The organism is Halopseudomonas pertucinogena, assembly GCF_014646575.1.
GTDB lineage: Bacteria > Pseudomonadota > Gammaproteobacteria > Pseudomonadales > Pseudomonadaceae > Halopseudomonas > Halopseudomonas pertucinogena.
Genome location: NZ_BMNN01000002.1, coordinates 53,047 through 69,446, shown reverse-complemented (window position 1 = coordinate 69,446; position 16,400 = coordinate 53,047). Strand labels below are relative to the sequence as shown.

At 62.6% G+C, this 16,400-nt stretch carries 17 protein-coding genes; 9 read left to right on the top strand and 8 right to left on the bottom strand.

The genetic code is table 11. The features are described from left to right. Positions 1-7: 7 nt before the first annotated feature. From IEW63_RS05600 to gloB, 3 genes are all read right to left on the bottom strand, one after another. Positions 8-1,846, bottom strand: a complete 1,839-nt coding sequence (locus IEW63_RS05600) for an extracellular solute-binding protein (RefSeq protein ID WP_373288212.1) — start codon at positions 1,844-1,846, stop codon at positions 8-10. An 85-nt stretch (positions 1,847-1,931) separates the two neighbouring features. After that, positions 1,932-3,281, bottom strand: coding sequence for a LysM peptidoglycan-binding domain-containing protein (locus tag IEW63_RS05595; RefSeq protein ID WP_188635634.1), 1,350 nt, complete (start codon positions 3,279-3,281; stop codon positions 1,932-1,934). Between the two features lie 145 nt (positions 3,282-3,426). Next, entirely contained in the window at positions 3,427-4,206 is a 780-nt protein-coding gene (gene gloB / locus IEW63_RS05590; protein WP_229710357.1) for a hydroxyacylglutathione hydrolase, read from the bottom strand. A gap of 76 nt (positions 4,207-4,282) precedes the next feature. On the opposite strand from gloB, the gene IEW63_RS05585 reads away from it, so the two are divergent. The 7 genes from IEW63_RS05585 (at position 4,283) to IEW63_RS05555 (ending at position 10,365) form a co-directional block, all read left to right on the top strand. Continuing rightward, the gene (locus IEW63_RS05585) at positions 4,283-5,056 is read left to right on the top strand and encodes a class I SAM-dependent methyltransferase (protein WP_188635633.1); all 774 of its coding nucleotides are present in this window, start codon (positions 4,283-4,285) and stop codon (positions 5,054-5,056) included. Continuing rightward, on the top strand, positions 5,053-5,517 hold the full coding sequence (gene rnhA, locus IEW63_RS05580; RefSeq protein WP_188635632.1) for a ribonuclease HI: 465 nt from the start codon (positions 5,053-5,055) through the stop codon (positions 5,515-5,517). The genes IEW63_RS05585 and rnhA overlap by 4 nt, the downstream gene beginning before the upstream one ends. After that, positions 5,510-6,238, top strand: coding sequence for a DNA polymerase III subunit epsilon (gene dnaQ / locus IEW63_RS05575; protein ID WP_188635631.1), 729 nt, complete (start codon positions 5,510-5,512; stop codon positions 6,236-6,238). Before rnhA ends, dnaQ begins: the two co-directional genes overlap by 8 nt. A 117-nt stretch (positions 6,239-6,355) precedes the next feature. Further along, on the top strand, positions 6,356-7,168 hold the full coding sequence (locus IEW63_RS05570) for a crotonase/enoyl-CoA hydratase family protein (protein ID WP_188635630.1): 813 nt from the start codon (positions 6,356-6,358) through the stop codon (positions 7,166-7,168). 41 nt (positions 7,169-7,209) lie between these two features. After that, positions 7,210-8,862 carry a FimL-related protein gene (locus tag IEW63_RS05565; RefSeq protein WP_188635629.1) on the top strand — a complete coding sequence of 551 codons (1,653 nt, stop codon included), beginning with the start codon at positions 7,210-7,212 and terminating at the stop codon, positions 8,860-8,862. 3 nt (positions 8,863-8,865) lie between these two features. Then, a complete protein-coding gene (gene nudC / locus IEW63_RS05560) occupies positions 8,866-9,699 on the top strand; it encodes an NAD(+) diphosphatase (protein WP_188635628.1) in 834 nt (277 codons plus the stop codon). 18 nt (positions 9,700-9,717) lie between these two features. After that, positions 9,718-10,365: a hypothetical protein gene (locus IEW63_RS05555; protein ID WP_188635627.1), complete on the top strand. Its 648-nt coding sequence runs from the start codon at positions 9,718-9,720 to the stop codon at positions 10,363-10,365. Positions 10,366-10,397: 32 nt separating this feature from the next. Here the strand turns inward: IEW63_RS05555 and IEW63_RS05550 are convergent, their stop codons facing one another. Together IEW63_RS05550 and IEW63_RS05545 are read right to left on the bottom strand one after the other, a co-directional pair. After that, positions 10,398-11,165, bottom strand: a complete 768-nt coding sequence (locus tag IEW63_RS05550) for an SDR family oxidoreductase (protein WP_188635626.1) — start codon at positions 11,163-11,165, stop codon at positions 10,398-10,400. Between the two features lie 148 nt (positions 11,166-11,313). Beyond that, positions 11,314-11,628, bottom strand: a complete 315-nt coding sequence (locus IEW63_RS05545) for an SCP2 sterol-binding domain-containing protein (protein ID WP_188635625.1) — start codon at positions 11,626-11,628, stop codon at positions 11,314-11,316. Between the two features lie 203 nt (positions 11,629-11,831). On the opposite strand from IEW63_RS05545, the gene sohB reads away from it, so the two are divergent. Both sohB and alkB read left to right on the top strand, forming a co-directional pair. Then, entirely contained in the window at positions 11,832-12,851 is a 1,020-nt protein-coding gene (sohB, locus tag IEW63_RS05540) for a protease SohB (RefSeq protein ID WP_188635624.1), read from the top strand. Positions 12,852-12,857: 6 nt separating this feature from the next. Continuing rightward, positions 12,858-13,511 (top strand): DNA oxidative demethylase AlkB, encoded by a 654-nt coding sequence (gene alkB / locus IEW63_RS05535; protein WP_188635623.1) that lies wholly within the window; start codon positions 12,858-12,860, stop codon positions 13,509-13,511. Between the two features lie 40 nt (positions 13,512-13,551). On the opposite strand, the gene IEW63_RS05530 is transcribed toward alkB, so the two are convergent. The 3 genes from IEW63_RS05530 to IEW63_RS05520 all read right to left on the bottom strand — a co-directional run bounded on the left by IEW63_RS05530 (position 13,552) and on the right by IEW63_RS05520 (position 16,387). Beyond that, positions 13,552-14,046: a DUF934 domain-containing protein gene (locus tag IEW63_RS05530; protein WP_188635622.1), complete on the bottom strand. Its 495-nt coding sequence runs from the start codon at positions 14,044-14,046 to the stop codon at positions 13,552-13,554. Continuing rightward, a complete protein-coding gene (locus IEW63_RS05525) occupies positions 14,030-15,688 on the bottom strand; it encodes a nitrite/sulfite reductase (protein WP_188635621.1) in 1,659 nt (552 codons plus the stop codon). The genes IEW63_RS05530 and IEW63_RS05525 overlap by 17 nt, the downstream gene beginning before the upstream one ends. A 429-nt stretch (positions 15,689-16,117) precedes the next feature. Continuing rightward, complete coding sequence (locus IEW63_RS05520) at positions 16,118-16,387, bottom strand: DUF2970 domain-containing protein (RefSeq protein ID WP_188635620.1); 270 nt, start codon at positions 16,385-16,387, stop codon at positions 16,118-16,120. Positions 16,388-16,400: the final 13 nt, after the last annotated feature.

The window sequence follows — 16,400 nt, the reverse complement described above, 5'->3', positions numbered from 1 at the left end:
GTTCGATTCATTCCTTCCACCAGGTCCGTATGGCCAGTGAATAGGGCGGGGTCTCCGGGGACCGCAAAGTACTTCGATGGGCGACGCGGTGGTAGTCAATATACCAGTTCGGAATCATGTAGTGCTCCCACAATAACACCCGGTCCAGCGCCCGCCCGGCGGCGATCTGCCGGGTGCGCGTTCGGGCGTTGAGCAGTTCGCCTACCAGGACATCGACCACCGGGTTGGCGATACCCGCATAGTTGCGGCTGCCCCTGACATCGCGCTGGGAGGAATGGAAGTAGGTGTGCTGCTCGTATCCGGGCGAGAGGCCCTGGGGCAGGGTGGTGAGAATCATGTCGAAGTCGAACTGGTCGAGGCGGGCCTTGTACTGGGCACGGTCGACCGTGCGGATGCGCAGGTCGATGCCCAGCCGGGCCAGATTGGTGCGCCACGGCAGCAGGATGCGTTCCAGACTGGGGTTGACCAGCAGTACCTCGAAGATCAGCGGGCGGCCGGCCTGGTTTTCCAGCCGACCGTTGCGCAGCTTCCAGCCAGCCTGATTGAACAGGCTCACGGCCTCGCGCAGGGTCTCCCGCGGAATGCCCCGGCCATCGGTAGTGGGCAGGGTGAAAGGCTCAAGGAACAGCTCGTCCGGCAGCTGTTCGCGGAAGGGTTCGAGAAAAAGGAATTCCTGGCCTGCGGGCAGGCCGGTGGCGCTGAACGGGCTGTTCGGGAAGTAGCTCAGCGAGCGCTGATAGGCATCGTAGAACAGCACCCGGTTGGACCACTCGAAATCGAACAGCATGCCCAGCGCCTGACGCACCGGACGCTGATCGAAGGGGCTGCGCCGGGTATTGAAGAACAGGCCCTGGGTCGAGGCGGGAATCTGGTGCTTGATTGCCCGCTTCAGCACCGCGCCGGAATGCACTGCGGGAAAATCATAGGCGTTGGCCCAGTTGCTGGCCTTGTGGTCGAGGTAGACGTCGAACTCGCCGGCCTTGAAGGCTTCGAAGGCGACGTTGTTGTCCCGGTAGAACTCGACCTCCATCCGGTCAAAGTTGTACTTGCCGCGGTTGACCGCCAGGTCCCGGCCCCAGTAATCCTTCACCCGCTCGAACACCAGCCGCCGCCCGGGGGACACCTGGGTGATGCGGTAGGGGCCGCTGTTGAGCGCAGGTTCGAAGGTGGTGTCGCCGAAGCTGCGGTCCCGCCAGTAGTGTTCGGGCAGAACCGGCAGCTCACCCAGCCGGAGAATGAGCAGCGGGTTGTCCGACTGCCGGAAAATGAAGCGGATGCGGTGGCTGCCGAGGATGTCGATGCGCTGGACTTCCTGCAGCATGGCGCGGTAGTTGGGGTGACCCTGTTCGCTCAACAGCCGATAACTGAAGGCTACGTCGTGTGCCGTGATTGCCCGACCGTCATGAAAGCGAGCCTCGGGTCTGAGGTTGAATACTACCCAGCTGCGGTCGTCAGGGAACTCCAGACTTTTGGCGATCAGACCATAGGCCGAGTACGGTTCGTCGCCGGAGGGGTCGTAGATGCCGCTGCCGACCATCAATGGCTCGTTCAGCTCGCTGATGCCGTATTGGAAGAAGTTGCCGGTGGCAATAGGGCTGGTGCCCTTGAGGGTATAGGGGTTGAGGGTGTCGAAGGTGCCGCTGCCCATCACCCGCAGCGTCCCGCCTTTCGGTGCCCGGGGATTGACGTAGTCGAAGTGGGCGAACTGCGCCGGGTACTTCGGCTGGCCGAACACGGAGTAACCGTGCTGATGATGAATGGCGGCCTGGGCCAGGCCGGGCAGACCCAGGGTCAGCAGCAGAACAAGGGAGCGCAGCAGGGAAGGCATCGAGCGTCGTCTGTACATGATGGGCCGTACGCTACCATCCTCCCCGGGCAAGCGAAAGCGGGCGGGGTGCCAGTACGCCCCCCGAACGCCTTCGCTCGCGGCATCAGGGCATCTGCAGGGTCAGCTGCTGACCGGGCTTGAGCAGGGTGTCGATACCGTTCCATGCCTGCAGCTGCTTGACCTTGACCCCGAAGCGACGGGCGATGCTGTAGAGCGAATCACCGCTCTGGACGGTGTAGGTGCGCCTGGCCGGCGCGGGCTTGGAAGCGGACGCCAGCGCGGCGTTACCCTGGGGCACGATCAGCGTCTGGCCGACATTGATCAGGTTGCCGTCAAGCTCGTTGGCCCGGCGCAGGGCCTCGACACTGGAACCATGCCGACGGGCGATCTGCGACAGGTTGTCTCCGCGGCGCACGGTATAGCGACTGAAGGGTACCCGCTCGCTGTCCGGCAGGCTGGCCAGGGCAGCGGAGAACTGTTCGGCCTGCGCCACCGGAACCAGCAGCTGATAGGGGGCGCGCGGCGTTGCCACGCGGTATTTGAAACCCGGATTCAAATAGCGCATCTCATCGGCACTGATCCGTGCCAGTTCCGCCGCCTTGAGCAGGTCCAGCGGGCGCCGGATGGTGATCTGCGCGAAGTAGGGCTCGTCCTCGAGCGCCGGCAGGTTTATGCCGTACTGCTCGGGTGCGCTGATGATCTGGGCCAGGGCCAGCAGGCGGGGTACGTAATTCATGGTTTCCCCGGGCAGTTGCAGGTTCCAGTAGTCCGCCGGCAGGCCGAGACTCTGGTTGCGCTTGACCGCACGGCCAACGCAGCCCTCGCCGCAGTTGTAGGCGGCCACCGCCAGCAGCCAGTCGCCGTCGAACATGGCGTTGAGCTTGCTCAGGTAATCCAGGGCAGCACTGGTCGAGGCGGTAATGTCCCGCCGGCCGTCGTACAGCTCGTCCTGGTGCAGCGAGAACACCTTGCCGGTGGAAGGGATGAACTGCCAGATCCCGGCTGCCTGAGACCTCGAGTAGACCAGCGGGTTGTAGCCACTTTCAACGAAGGGGAGCAGGGCGAGCTCCAGCGGCATCCCGCGCTTGTCCAGTTCCTCGACCACATAGTGCAGGTAGCGCTGGGCGCGCTCCGATGTCACATTGAAATAGCGGGACTGGGACACATAATGCAGCCTCTGCTTGTCTACCCGCGGACTGTCGATCAGCGCCGGGTCAAGCTGGAAGCCGCCGCGGATGCGGGTCCAGAGCGTGTGGGGTTCGTCCTGCTCGACCGGCGCGCGCCATTTTGCGTTTCTGGCTGAGCGCTGTGCGGATTCACTGACGGACTGGCCTGAAGTGCCATGCGGCGTGGCTGTGCGATCGGTGTGGTTGGAGGTGGTCTGGCAGCCGGCCAGGATCACAAGCCACAGCGTCAGGAGTCCCTTTCCGAGAACTTGAGGCTTAAAAGTCATGGGGGGCCATCCTTAAAATTTGCCCGATTCTAGGGAGTCACTTCCCAGGGGTCAACCGGCTGGAAGACGGTGCCTTGACGCAGCCATCCACGACGGCGTCAGAAGCTCCGTTTTCCCGAGGTTCCGGCCACTTGCGGCAACTATGTCAGAATATGTCCTTCCATGCACGGATTGCGGCAAATGTCTCGACGCCCGGCGCCGTAGCCCGGCCGGCGTGGCGTGTGGCCGCTTCGATGACCGGTGGCTGGTCGCAACGCAGGAAGGGGTTGGTGCGCTTTTCCAGCGCAACGCTGCTCGGCAGGGTAATCCGCCCGTCGCGCCGCAGTTCTTCCACTACCTCGAGCCGCACCCGGATGTCGTCGTTGTCCGGCTCCACGGCCCGGGCAAAGCGCAGATTGGCCTGGGTGTACTCGTGGGTGCAATAGATGCTGGTGTCGTCCGGCAGATGTGCGAGCCGCTGCAGGGATTCATGCATCTGCTGCGCGGTGCCTTCGAACAATCTGCCGCAGCCGCCGGCGAACAGGGTGTCGCCGCTGAGCAGCCAGGGCTCCCCCGGGGCGTCGCAATAGTAAGCAATATGATCCAGGGTGTGGCCGGGCACCGCCATGACCTGGAGTTCACAACCCAGCAGGCTCAGTGTGTCGCCATCGGCCAGGGCATGGTCGATCCCCTGGATGTTCTCGTTGGCGGGCCCCCAGACCTTGCAACCGGTGGCCCCCTTGAGGGTGAGTACCCCTCCGGTGTGGTCCCGGTGATGGTGGGTCAGCAGAATGCCGGTCAACTGATAATCCGGATGTCGGCCCAACCAGCTGATAACCGGCCTTGCGTCGCCGGGATCGACCGCGACGGCCTGGAGGGTATCTTCATTCCTCAGCAGCCATATATAGTTGTCCTCGAAGGCGCGTAGAGCAGTGAAGGTGGGCATGGCGATCTGTCTTCCTGGCAGCGTTGTTACGGCTATCTTATAAGAGGTTGGCGTCAACAGGCCAACTGGAGGCTCCATGGACATTCCGGAACAGTCACGATCCATCAGCCAGGAAGATCTCCTGCAATTGCTCGGTGTGGCCCGTCGCTGGCTGGACAGTGCAGCGGGGCAGATGCTGCTGGACAGCGAGCGCACCATCATCCGCAGCGAGCTGGAACACTGCTTCGGTCAGCATCTTGTGCAGTACGGCCTGTTGCCGGAACTGCTGGACGAACAGCGCTCGGTGCTGCGCAACCACTGGCGGCTGGATCTGCTGGTGAGCCAGGGCGGGCTGCCGGTGGATGAAACCCACTGGCCCTTCGCGCCGCACTCGCTGGACGTGGTGCTGCTCCATCATGGGCTGGATTTCTGCCTGTCGCCGCGCAGTCTGCTGCGCGAAGCCAGCCAGGCGGTGCGGGCCGGCGGCCATCTGCTGATCTTCGGCTTCAACCCCTGGAGCTGCTGGGGCATCAATCATTTCGTCGGGCGCGACTGGTTCAGCGAGGCCGGCTTCGTACGCCCCTCCCGTCTTGTCGACTGGCTGGATCTGCTGGGTTTCGAAGTGGAGAAAAGAGTCGATGGATGTTATCGTCCGCCGCTTGATTCGAGTGCCTGGCTGGAGCGTCTGCGGTTGCTGGATGCCTGGGGCGAGCGACACCGCTTTCCCGGCGGCGGGTTCTACTTTCTGCGTGCCAGGCGCCAGTCGCTGGGCGCCATTCCACGCCGTCAGCGGGGCAGGGAATTCCCTGCGCTGGCGCTGCCGCCGCTGGTGGCGGGCAGTCGTCGGGCACACAAACGGGATAAACCATGAGTCACGTGATCGAGATATTTACCGACGGCGCCTGCAAGGGGAACCCGGGGCCGGGCGGTTGGGGGGTACTGCTGCGCCTGGGGGAGTACCAGAAGACCCTGTTCGGCGGTGAGCCGGAAACCACCAATAACCGGATGGAGCTGATGGCGGCCATTCGCGGCCTGCAGGCGCTGAAGAAGACGCCGGCGCGGGTGCTGCTGACCACTGACTCGCAGTACGTGATGAAGGGCATCCGCGAATGGATGCCGAACTGGAAGAAGCGGGACTGGAAAACGGCCAGTCGCCAGCCGGTGAAGAACGCCGATCTCTGGCGCCAGCTGGACGAGCTGGTCAGTCAGCACCATGTCGAATGGCGCTGGGTGAAGGGGCACAGCGGTCATCCGGAAAACGAGCTGGCGGACGCGCTGGCCAACCGGGGGGTGGAGCAGGTTCTTGGCAAGGGGAAGGCACTGAATGCGTGAAGTGGTTCTGGATACCGAAACCACCGGTATCGAGGTGCGCGAAGGGCACCGCATTATCGAGATCGGTTGTGTCGAGCTAATCGGCCGCAGGCTGACCGGCCGGCATTTCCATGTCTACATCAATCCCGAGCGTGAAGTCGAGGCGGGTGCCTTCGAGATACACGGCATCAGCAATGAATTCCTTGCCGACAAGCCGCTGTTCGCCGATGTGGCTGACGAGTTCATGGAGTTCATCCGTGGGGCGCAGCTGGTCATCCATAACGCGCCCTTCGACGTCGGCTTCATCAATGCCGAGCTGGCGCTGCTCGGCCGGGGACACGGCACCGTTGCCGATCACTGCAAGGTGCTCGATACGCTGGCACTGGCACGCCATCGCCATCCGGGCCAGCGCAATACCCTGGATGCGCTGTGCAAACGCTATGCGGTAGACAACTCGCAGCGCGATCTGCACGGCGCGTTGCTCGACGCGGAGATTCTCGCCGACCTCTATCTGGTGATGACCGGTGGTCAGACCGCGCTGATGCTGTCCGGACAGGGCAGCGGCGACTCGGGCGGTGAACAGATAGAGGCCATTCGTCGGCTGGATCCGCAGACCCGACCGGCGCTGCCGGTGCTGCAGGCCAGCGAGGCAGAACTGGCTGCCCACGCGGAGCGTCTGGCTGCCATCGAGAAGGCGGCCGGGTTTGCCCTGTGGACCCAGCAGGAAACCGCTGAGGTGTGAAACTGCGGCCTTCGCCACATTATCGGTGCCAGGCCGATACTGGCGGTATGCCGCGACAGAAGTTGCTTGTTATAGTGCACGGCTTGATAAAAGACGCAGTCCGTCAGGGAGTTACGCATGCGTGAATACCAATCGCTAGCAGTGGAACAGCACGGGCCCGTGGCCCATGTGATGATCAACCGCCCGGCCAAGGCCAATTCCATGGATGAAGCCTTCTGGAGCGAGATGGTCGAGATATTCGAGTGGGTGGATACGACGGACAGCGTACGGGTCGCGGTGATTTCCGGCGCCGGCAGATGTTTCTCCGCAGGCATCGATCTGAACATGCTTGCCCAGGCAGCGGGCAGCATGGTCAGTGACATCGGTCGCAATGCCGAGCGGATACGGCGCAATATCCTGCGCCTGCAGGCTGCCTTCAATGCGGTCGACGAGTGCCGGAAACCGGTTATCGCCGCTATCCACGGGTACTGCATCGGCGGTGCGATTGATCTGATCGCCGCCTGTGACATGCGCTATGCTACAACCGATGCACACTTCTCCATCAAGGAGATAGACGTGGGCATGGCGGCTGACGTGGGGACTCTGCAGCGATTGCCGCGACTTATCGGCGATGGCATCATGCGGGAACTGGCCTATACCGGTCGTGCCGTGTACGGTGAGGAAGCCGAGCGCATCGGTCTGGTGAATCGGGTGTACCCCGATCATGCCAGTCTGCTCGAAGCGGTGATGGACATTGCCCGGCAGATTGCCGCAAAGTCACCCCTGGCCATACGTGGTACCAAGGAGATGATTCGCTACAGCCGTGACCATAGCGTAGCTGACGGATTGAATTACATAGCCACCTGGAATGCAGCCATGCTTCAGTCGGAGGACCTCAAACTGGCCGTTGCTGCACAAATGAGCAAAAAACCAGCCGAGTTCGCTGATTGAGCGTGCCAGTCTGATTGCAGGGATGAAGGGAGACTGAAGCGATGTTAACCGGTGCTACATCACTTGATCTGGTCAGGGATGAACTTTTTGTCAGCGTGGGCGAGGTTGAGGATCTGCTGCAGCAGTTTCTTGAAGAGCGCCACGATGGCAGCCTGTTGCAGCGGGCCATTGAGGGTCTGCAGCAACTGCGCGGTACGCTTGATCTGATCGAGCTGGAAGGCGCCGCGCTGCTGCTCGAGGAGATGATCGCCCTCGCGACGGATATTCCGGTGCACGAAGGCGATGGGCTCAACGAGCCCCTGTCTGCCCTGTGCAACAGCCTGTTCCTGCTGCAGCGGTATCTGCATTTCTGCCGTCAGCAGGGCGGTGAGCGCCCCGAACTGTTGTTGCCGATCATCAATGAGCTGCGCTCGCACCGCAGCGGTGCCCGGGCGCTGCCCGAGAGCCACTTCTATCCCCTGGATGCCCATCGGGTACCCCCCGCCCTGCGTGACGGGGCCCGCCAGCCGCTGGACAGGCAGACGTTCGCCCGCCTTCGGCAGATGTTCCAGCTGGGCCTGCTGGAAATGATCCGTGAGTCACGCCCCGGTGCCGGGGTGTCCATGATGAAGCGTGCCCTGCAACGCTGGGAGACGCGGCTGCAGGACCATGCCGCCACCCTCTGCTGGATCGCCTGTGCCTCGCTGGAGGCCATCGAACTCACTCCGCTTGAACTCACCAACGAGCGCAAACGTCTGTATTCCCGGCTGGACCGGGAAATAAAGCGGATCGCGGCGGGGGCGGCGGACACCGAGGCAACGGCGGCGCTGCGGGTCGAGCTGCTGTATCTGGTGGCCCTGGCCGGCGAGGGCTGCGTGCTCTGTGACGAGGTTCGCCGTTCGGTGAATCTGCCCGATCCGGGTTATACCGAAGCCAGCCTGCGCCAGGCCAGTGCCAGCCTGCACGGCCCCGGTGCGGATGTCATGCGCTCTGTGGCCGAGGCGCTGCAGGAAGAAATCAGCATAACCAAGGACATGCTCGACCTGCTGGCGCGCAATGCCGGCGACGCCGAACAGTCGCTGGACACCCTGGACGCCTCGCTGCAGCGACTGTGGAAAACGCTCAGCGTGCTGGATATGCCGGCCATTTCCGAGCAGATCCGCGAGGCGGCCGTCCGGTTGCAGGGCTGGCAGGTGGGTGATACCAGCACCCTGGAGCGGATCGCCGATGCCGTGCTGCATGCCGAGCTGCTGGTTACCCGGATGGAAAACGAGGGTGAGGTGGTCGGGTCGCTGGGCAGCGACCAGCAGAGCTCGCCGGTCGAACTCAAGGAAGCCCACATCGTGCTGGTCGAGGAATCCCAGGCCGGCCTGGCGCTGGCGCGCCGGGCGATGACCGCGTACGTCGAATCCGATCACGACCGCATGCACCTGATGAATGTGCCGGACACCCTGGAAACCGTCCGCGGCGGCCTGATCTTCCTCGGCATGACCCGCGCGGCGGAGATCATCCGCAGCGCCACCCGCTTCATCGGCGAGGCACTGCTGGAACGTCAGAACCCGCCGCTGGAAGCGCAGCTGGAAGTGCTGGCCGACGCGCTGACCAGCATCGAGTTCTACCTCGAGTCCGCAGAGCGCTCCTCGGTCAACAAGGGCGACGTGCTGGCCCTGGCCGAAGAGAGTCTGGCCGAGCTGGGCTACCAAGTAGGCAGCTGACCCATGCAGAAATTCACCCGGTTCGTCACGTCCATCTCTGCCGAGAGCGCGTCGGATGGCTGGGTGTTGATTCGCCATGAGCAATCCTTCGCCATGTATCAGGGTAACCTGCTGCACGATCCGGACATGGCTCGCTATCTTGGCGATGCGGAATATCAGATGACCCTGGGGCTGGTCGATGACCGGCCCTGTCGGCTGGTGCGGGTGCGGGAGCAGATCGACCTGCCGGGCCTCTCCTGGCATGGCCTGCGGGGCCTGATGGGGAATGTCGATGATTCCACCTTTCGCCTGCTGGGCGTCGCCCAGCAGCTCGATATCTGGTATGAGACCCACCGTTACTGCGGCCGGTGCGGTGAGCCCACGGCGATCCGCAATGACGAGCGGGCCATGGAGTGCGGTAGCTGCGGCAACCGGCAGTATCCCAAGCTGGCGCCATGCATCATCGTTCTCATCACCCGGGGCGAGGAGGTGCTGCTGGCCCGTTCGGCGAACTTCCGAGCCGGCTTCTTCAGTACCCTGGCCGGGTTCATCGAGCCCGGCGAGTCGGCCGAGGAAGCGTTGCGTCGGGAGGTCATGGAGGAGGTCAATATCGAGGTCGATGACCTGGAATACCTCGGCAGCCAGAACTGGCCCTTTCCGAACTCTCTCATGCTGGGCTTTCACGCACGCTATGTCTCCGGCGAGATCGTTCCCCAGCCCGGAGAGATCGAAGAGGCCCGCTGGTGGCATGTGGACAGCCTGCCGGCCATCCCGCCCCAGGGCACCATCTCACGCTGGTTGATTGACTGTTACCTGGCCAGGCTGGCCGGGCAGCCGGAGCCTCCGGTTCCCGCCTGACAATTACAAGGAGAGTACATGCAATACATCGGTCTTGCGCTGCTGGTCGGGTGCCTCGCGCTGCTGCTCCTGTACCTCGTATGGCGTGCCGGCTGGCGCCTGGAATGGCTGCTCGGCTGGCTGAAGGGGTGCGCACTGCTCGCACTGCTCGGGGTATGCGTGGTGATCGGGGCTGTCGCCTGGGAGCTGGCGCAGTTCCGGACGATCACCGATGGCGAGCGAATCGCGACCCTGGAATTCAGGGGCATCAGCCATCAGCACTACGAGGTGAAGGTGGACGAGGCCGGCGATACGCAGCATCTGCCGTTACAGGGGCAGCTATGGGAGCTGGATGTCCAGGTGCTGCGCTGGCGTGGTCTGCCACATATGCTGGGGCTGGAGGACGGCTACCGGCTCAACGGCCTGACCGGGCGCTATCTGACCCTGGAGCAGCAACGGGAGATGGACGCTGCGCTCGCCCCGTCGCTGCACGGTACGCCGGCCTGGCGGGACCTGTGGTACTGGCTGGACCGGTTCGACCCGGGCTGGTTGTATGCCGATGCCTTCGCCATCCGCTTCATGCCGATCGCCGATGGCGCCCGCTACTCGGTTGAAATCGGTGCGACAGGCCTCTCGCCGGTGGCAATGAACACCCAGGCCCTGGATGCGATTAAGGGGCTGGAATAGCGGGCCCCGGTTGACGGGGCCCGCCTGCGGCGTCAGGACAGCATGCCGCCGTCAACGTTGATGGCCGCGCCGGTGGTATAGCTGGACGCATCACTCACCAGATAGAGCACGGTACCGGCCATTTCGGTCGGGTCGGCCGGGCGCGCCATCGGAATGCGCTGCAGCGCCGGCTTCAGGATGCTGTCATTCTTCACCAGGGCAGAGGCGAATTTGGTGTCGGTCAGGCCTGGCAGCAACGCGTTGCAGCGAATGCCGAACTGCGCGCATTCCTTGGCGAACACCTTGGTCATGTTGATGACCGCCGCCTTGGTGATCGAGTAGATGCCCTGCATCAGTCCCGGAACCAGACCGTTCACCGAAGCCACGTTGAGAATCGCGCCGCCACCGTTCTCCCGCATCAGCTTGCCGGCCTCGACGGACATGAAGAAGTAGCCGCGGATGTTCACGTCAACGGTCTTCTGGAAGGCCGTCAGGTCGGTATCCAGCACGTTGCCGAAGTAGGGGTTGGTAGCCGCGTTGTTGACCAGAATGTCCAGTTTGCCGAACTGGCTGCGGATAGCCTCGATGGTCGCGGTGATCTGTTCCATTTCCCCGATGTGGCAGGCCATTGCGCTGGCCTTGCCGCCGGCGGCGACAATGCCGTCGGCCACTTCCTGGCAGCCCTCGATCTTGCGGCTGCTGACGATCACATGTGCGCCCTGCTGGGCCAACAGTCTGGCGATCGCTTCGCCGATACCGCGGCTGGCGCCGGTTACCAGAGCGACTTTTCCGTCGAGATCGAACAGTTGGGTTTTTTGCATCGGTATTGTCCTTGTGTGGATGGCTGATCGCGGGTCAATGTACTGGAGGGTGGGGGCCGAGCCAACCTGAACGGCGGTTTATCAGAAACCGTGTTGGCGAGGCATAAAAAAACCGGAGGCGGGCCTCCGGTTTCATTGTCGCTGCGGATCAGACCGGGAAGAGTTCGCCCAGTTTCAGCGCCAGCATCATGTCGCCCTCGGCACGCAGCTTGCCGCCCATGAACGCCTGCATGCCGTCGGTCTCACCGGAGATGACACCATTCAGGGTTTCGGAGTCCATGATCAGGGTGACGTTCGGGTCTTCGGCGTCGCCTTCACTGACCGTGCAGGTGCCGTCCTTGATCACGGTGTAGAAGTTGGAATCATCCTCGATGTTGAATTGAAAAACCAGATCCAGGCCAGCAGCGGCGGCCGGGTTGAACTTGCCTTCCATGTTTTTGATGATTTCAGCAACGGTAGTCATGGATTCTTCCTTTATCGGATGTTTCGTCGGGCAACGCCGGGCGTTGCAATGCAAGAAAGTGCAGCTCGACAGAGGGTAGGGCGGGCAGCGAGGCCTGTCAACAAAAATCATACGACCGTTTGAATTCGCCTGAAAGCCGCTGTCATCAGCGGTGGCGGGTTGGGGTATGCTTGGCACCGATGAAACTGATTCAGGAGATATGTGTGAGCTGGCTTGCAGAGTACGGAATGTTTGCGGCAAAGGTTTTTACTGCGCTGGCAGGGCTGCTGATCCTGGTGGCTGCGGTCGCTTCGCTGAAGGCCCGCCAGCGCAAGGGCGAAGGCATTCTTCAGGTGACCCGACTGAATGATCAGCTGGCACGCATGTCGGATCGCCTGGGCCATGCGGTGCTGGACAAGCCCGCGCTCAAGGCGCTCCAGCGTACCCGCAAGCAGGAAGCCAGGGCGCGCAACAAGGGCGGCGCCGATCGCGACAAGGTGTTTGTTCTCAATTTCCACGGCGACATCAAGGCCAGTGCGCTGGAAAGCCTGCGCCATGAAGTCACCGCAGTACTCGAGCTGGCGACGCCGAAGGACGAGATCGTGGTCAAGCTGGAAAGCGGAGGCGGCATGGTACACGCCTACGGCCTGGCTGCCTCGCAGCTGGCCCGGATCCGCGAAGCGGGTGTGCCGCTGACGGTCTGTGTCGACAAGGTTGCCGCCAGCGGTGGATACATGATGGCGTGCATCGCCGACCGGATACTGGCGGCGCCCTTTGCGATGCTCGGCTCGATCGGCGTGGTGGCGCAGCTGCCGAACTTCCACCGGGTACTGAAGAAACACGATGTCGATTATGAAATGCTGACTGCCGGCGAATACAAGCGCACGCTCACCCTGTTCGGCGAGAATACCGAGAAGGGGCGGGAGAAGTTTCAGGAGGACCTGGAGAATATCCACCGCCTGTTCAAGGAGTTCGTCTCCCGTTATCGCCCGGTGCTGGATATCGACCGGGTGGCCACCGGCGAGGTCTGGTTCGGCAGTGAGGCGCTTGCCATGGCCCTGGCGGACGAGCTGAAGACCAGCGATGAATACATCAGCCACCGCACCCGCCAGGCCGACGTCTTCGAAGTGCACTTCCACCGCCCGAAGAAGCTGCAGGACCGACTGAGCTCAACCGCCTCCGCCGCGCTGGATCAGCTTCTGCTCACGTGGGTGTCGCGCTTTCACAACCAGCGCTTCTGGTAAGAGATCATGGGCACCCTCGATCTGTTCAACGAGGACCAGCCAGGCCAGCGGATTGCCATGGGCGAGCAGGCATTCATCCTGCCGGGCTTCGCCAGGCCCTGGCTGGACGAGCTGCTGCCCGCAATCGAAGCCATTCAGCAGCAGTCGCCCTTTCGAAAGATGAGTACCCGGGGTGGACGGCGCATGTCCGTCCAGACGACCACCTGCGGAGAGGTGGGCTGGATTTCCGCTGAATACGGCTACCGCTACAGCGCGATAGACCCCGCCACCGGCCAGCCCTGGCCGTCGATGCCCGGTTGCCTGCGCGAGCTGGCCCAGCGCGCTGCGGAGGCGGCCGGCTTCAGCGATTTCCATCCCGATACCTGTCTGATCAACCGCTACCTGCCGGGCGCCAGGCTCGGTCTGCATCAGGACCGGGATGAGAGCGATCTGGCGGCCCCCATCGTTTCCGTATCCCTCGGCATGTCTGCCACCTTCCTCTTTGGCGGCTACAAGCGCTCAGACAGGACGGCGAGAACGGTGCTCAATCATGGCGATGTGGTGGTATGGGGCGGCGTCGATCGGTTGCGCTTTCATGGCGTGCTGCCGGTGAAGGATATGCCCCATCCGCAACTGGGGAGCCAGCGGATCAATCTGACCGTGAGAAAGACCGCACGGTAGATCAAAAACCGGACGCCTGGCGTCCGGTTTCTCGTTCCGATCAGCGCCGCCTGAACAGCGGCAGCGGCTGATCGGTGGCCGCCTGATAGACCTCGGAGAAATCGTTCAGGCTCGCGAGGGCGGCATGCGGGTCATGGTCTTCACGCAGCGCGTAGGCGTTGAAGCCGCAGCGGCGCATGAAGAACAGCTGGTCCCGCAGCACGTCACCGATGGAGCGCAGCTCGCCCTGATACTTGTAACGGTCACGCAGCAGACGGGCATTGGAGTAGTTCCGCCCATCGCTGAACACCGGGAAGTTGAGAGCGATGACCTCGAAATGCTCAAGGTCATCGGCGATGACCTCGGCTTCCTCGTCGGCATCGAGCCACACGCCCAGGCGGCCCTCGCGGGCCTTAAGGGCGTGGGCGTGTTCCAGCCACATGGCCAGGGGGACGATGATGTCGCCGGTATTGGTCAGCTGTTCCAGGGTGGCGTCCTTGGGGAGGATCTCCCAGGTGTCCTGGACCACTTCGTTGCCCTTAATTATCTGCCGCATACACTCGCTCCTTGTACGGGGCCATGCCGATGCGCTCGTAGGTGTCGATGAAGCGCTCTTCCGGGGTGCGGTTTTCCACATATACATCGATCAGCCGCTGAACGACGATGGGCATCTGATCGGCGGCGAAGGACGGGCCGAGGATCTTGCCGATGGCCGAGTCGCGGCCGGATTTGCCGCCCAGGGACACCTGATAGAACTCCTCGCCTTTCTTGTCCACACCGAGAATGCCGATATGGCCGATGTGGTGGTGACCGCAGGCGTTCATGCAGCCGGAAATGTTCAGCTCCAGTTCACCGATGTCATACAGGTAGTCGAGGTTGTCGAACTGCTGATGGATGGCATCGGCGATCGGAATCGACTTGGCGTTGGCCAGGGAGCAGAAGTCGCCGCCCGGGCAGCAGATCATGTCGGTGAGCAGGCCGATGTTCGGCGTCGCAAAGCCTGTCTCACGGCACTTGTGCCACAGCTCGAACAGGTCCTTCTGCTGAACGTAGGGCAACACCAGGTTCTGATAGTGGGTGGAGCGAATCTCGCCCAGGCTGTACTGTTCGGCCAGGTCGGCGGCCGCTTCCAGCTGATCGGCGGTGATGTCACCCGGCGCCACGGCGTTGGGCTTGAGCGACAGGGTCACGGCAGCGTAACCGGGTGCGCGGTGCGGGTGGACGTTGCGGCTGGCCCAGTTGGCAAACGCCTTGTCACTGCCGCGCTTGTCCAGATAGCCGGCGTCATCGCCCTCGTAGCTGACCAGCTCGGGGCTGACGAAGTACTTGCTCACGCGCTGCAGCTCTTCCTCGGTCAGGGTGACGCCTGTGTCGCGGAAGTTTTCCCATTCGGCTTCCACCTTCTCGGCGAACACTTCGGGGCTCAGGGCCTTGACCAGGATCTTGATCCGCGCCTTGAACTTGTTGTCGCGGCGGCCATAGCGGTTGTACACACGCAGGATGGCCTCCAGGTAGGTGAGCAGGTCCTTCCAGGGCAGGAATGAACGGATTTCCGCACCGACCATGGGGGTACGGCCCAGGCCGCCGCCCACCAGGACCTGAAAGCCCAGCTCGCCGGCGTCGTTGCGCACCGCATTGAGGCCGATATCATGCACGCCGATGGCGGCACGGTCTTCCTTCGCGCCGTTGATGGCAATCTTGAACTTGCGCGGCAGGTAGGCGAATTCCGGATGGAACGTGGACCATTGACGGACGATCTCGCACCAGGGGCGCGGATCGATGATCTCGTCAGCCGCGACACCGGCGAACTGGTCCGTCGTGGTATTGCGGATACAGTTGCCGCTGGTCTGGATGGCGTGCATCTGGACCTTGGCCAGCTCTTCCAGAATGTCGGGCACGTCTTCCAGGTTCGGCCAGTTCAGCTGGATATTCTGGCGCGTGGTGATGTGCGCGTAGCCCTTGTCGTAGCGACGGGTGATGTAGGCCAGCTTGCGCAGCCGCTCGGACGACAGCACGCCATAGGGGACGGCGATGCGCAGCATGGGGGCGTAGCGCTGGACGTACAGGCCGTTCTGCAGGCGCAGCGGCAGGAATTCGGTTTCGGAAAGCTCGCCGGCGAGATAGCGGCGTACCTGATCGCGGAACTGTCTGGCGCGGTCCTCTACGATACGTTGGTCATACTCGTCGTAAATATACATTCTGCAACCTGTTGGATGGGCTTGAGCCCGTGGCTAACGGTAGTTCAACCCGGCTGGCTCCGGAGGCGGGCAGACAATATCAGCTTTTCTATATGCTTAAAAGGAATGTTTATGTATATGCTTATGCCTCAATCAGATGTCACTGATCGAATTTGCGCATTCTGCGGGACTGGTCTTGACTGTAGGTGCCGATCATTCCAATTCAAATAAAAAGAGGAATCGCACCATGCAGGATCATGAAACCCATAGAGGCGGTGACCATAACAGCGGTCTGGATGCCTTCGCCGCCGTCGCCCTGATACTTATCGCAGTGATCGCGGCGGTGGTCTGGGTCAGCCAGCACTAGCACGCCGCAGCGTCCGTACTTCTCCACTGCATTCCTTCTGTCTGCCGCCCGGGGTGCGCTTTCGACCCCGGTGACTGGGCATTCTAACGCCCTGCGAAATGCAGTACCAGCTTCACCACGCCGATAATGACCAGCGTGAATACCAGCATGAAGCCGACGCCGAAGAAGATGAAGTCGCTTGCCTTGCCCTCGCCGAAGTCACGCTCTCTGGCCTTGTTGCTCTGAACGCCCAGAGCGCCGAACAGGATGGTGCCGATCATCTGGCGAAAGCCCAGTCCTCGGCGGGAGGGAAGCTGGGGCTGGGCAGGGCGGCTGTCGTGGGTGCGGTCGTCGTTATTGTTGTTGTCGCTCATCGCGGCTCCTCGT

Excerpts from the sequence above, each read along its gene's own strand:
- rnhA (WP_188635632.1), top strand. The coding sequence starts at position 5,053 with ATGAGTCACGTGATCGAGATATTTACCGACGGCGCCTGCAAGGGGAAC.
- IEW63_RS05570 (WP_188635630.1), top strand. The coding sequence starts at position 6,356 with ATGCGTGAATACCAATCGCTAGCAGTGGAACAGCACGGGCCCGTGGCC.
- IEW63_RS05595 (WP_188635634.1), bottom strand. The coding sequence starts at position 3,281 with ATGACTTTTAAGCCTCAAGTTCTCGGAAAGGGACTCCTGACGCTGTGG.
- gloB (WP_229710357.1), bottom strand. The coding sequence starts at position 4,206 with ATGCCCACCTTCACTGCTCTACGCGCCTTCGAGGACAACTATATATGG.
- IEW63_RS05525 (WP_188635621.1), bottom strand. The coding sequence starts at position 15,688 with ATGTATATTTACGACGAGTATGACCAACGTATCGTAGAGGACCGCGCC.
- IEW63_RS05520 (WP_188635620.1), bottom strand. The coding sequence starts at position 16,387 with ATGAGCGACAACAACAATAACGACGACCGCACCCACGACAGCCGCCCT.
- IEW63_RS05555 (WP_188635627.1), top strand. The coding sequence starts at position 9,718 with ATGCAATACATCGGTCTTGCGCTGCTGGTCGGGTGCCTCGCGCTGCTG.
- IEW63_RS05600 (WP_373288212.1), bottom strand. The coding sequence starts at position 1,846 with ATGTACAGACGACGCTCGATGCCTTCCCTGCTGCGCTCCCTTGTTCTG.
- alkB (WP_188635623.1), top strand. The coding sequence starts at position 12,858 with ATGGGCACCCTCGATCTGTTCAACGAGGACCAGCCAGGCCAGCGGATT.
- IEW63_RS05550 (WP_188635626.1), bottom strand. The coding sequence starts at position 11,165 with ATGCAAAAAACCCAACTGTTCGATCTCGACGGAAAAGTCGCTCTGGTA.
- nudC (WP_188635628.1), top strand. The coding sequence starts at position 8,866 with ATGCAGAAATTCACCCGGTTCGTCACGTCCATCTCTGCCGAGAGCGCG.
- IEW63_RS05565 (WP_188635629.1), top strand. The coding sequence starts at position 7,210 with ATGTTAACCGGTGCTACATCACTTGATCTGGTCAGGGATGAACTTTTT.
- dnaQ (WP_188635631.1), top strand. The coding sequence starts at position 5,510 with ATGCGTGAAGTGGTTCTGGATACCGAAACCACCGGTATCGAGGTGCGC.
- IEW63_RS05545 (WP_188635625.1), bottom strand. The coding sequence starts at position 11,628 with ATGACTACCGTTGCTGAAATCATCAAAAACATGGAAGGCAAGTTCAAC.
- IEW63_RS05530 (WP_188635622.1), bottom strand. The coding sequence starts at position 14,046 with ATGCGGCAGATAATTAAGGGCAACGAAGTGGTCCAGGACACCTGGGAG.
- IEW63_RS05585 (WP_188635633.1), top strand. The coding sequence starts at position 4,283 with ATGGACATTCCGGAACAGTCACGATCCATCAGCCAGGAAGATCTCCTG.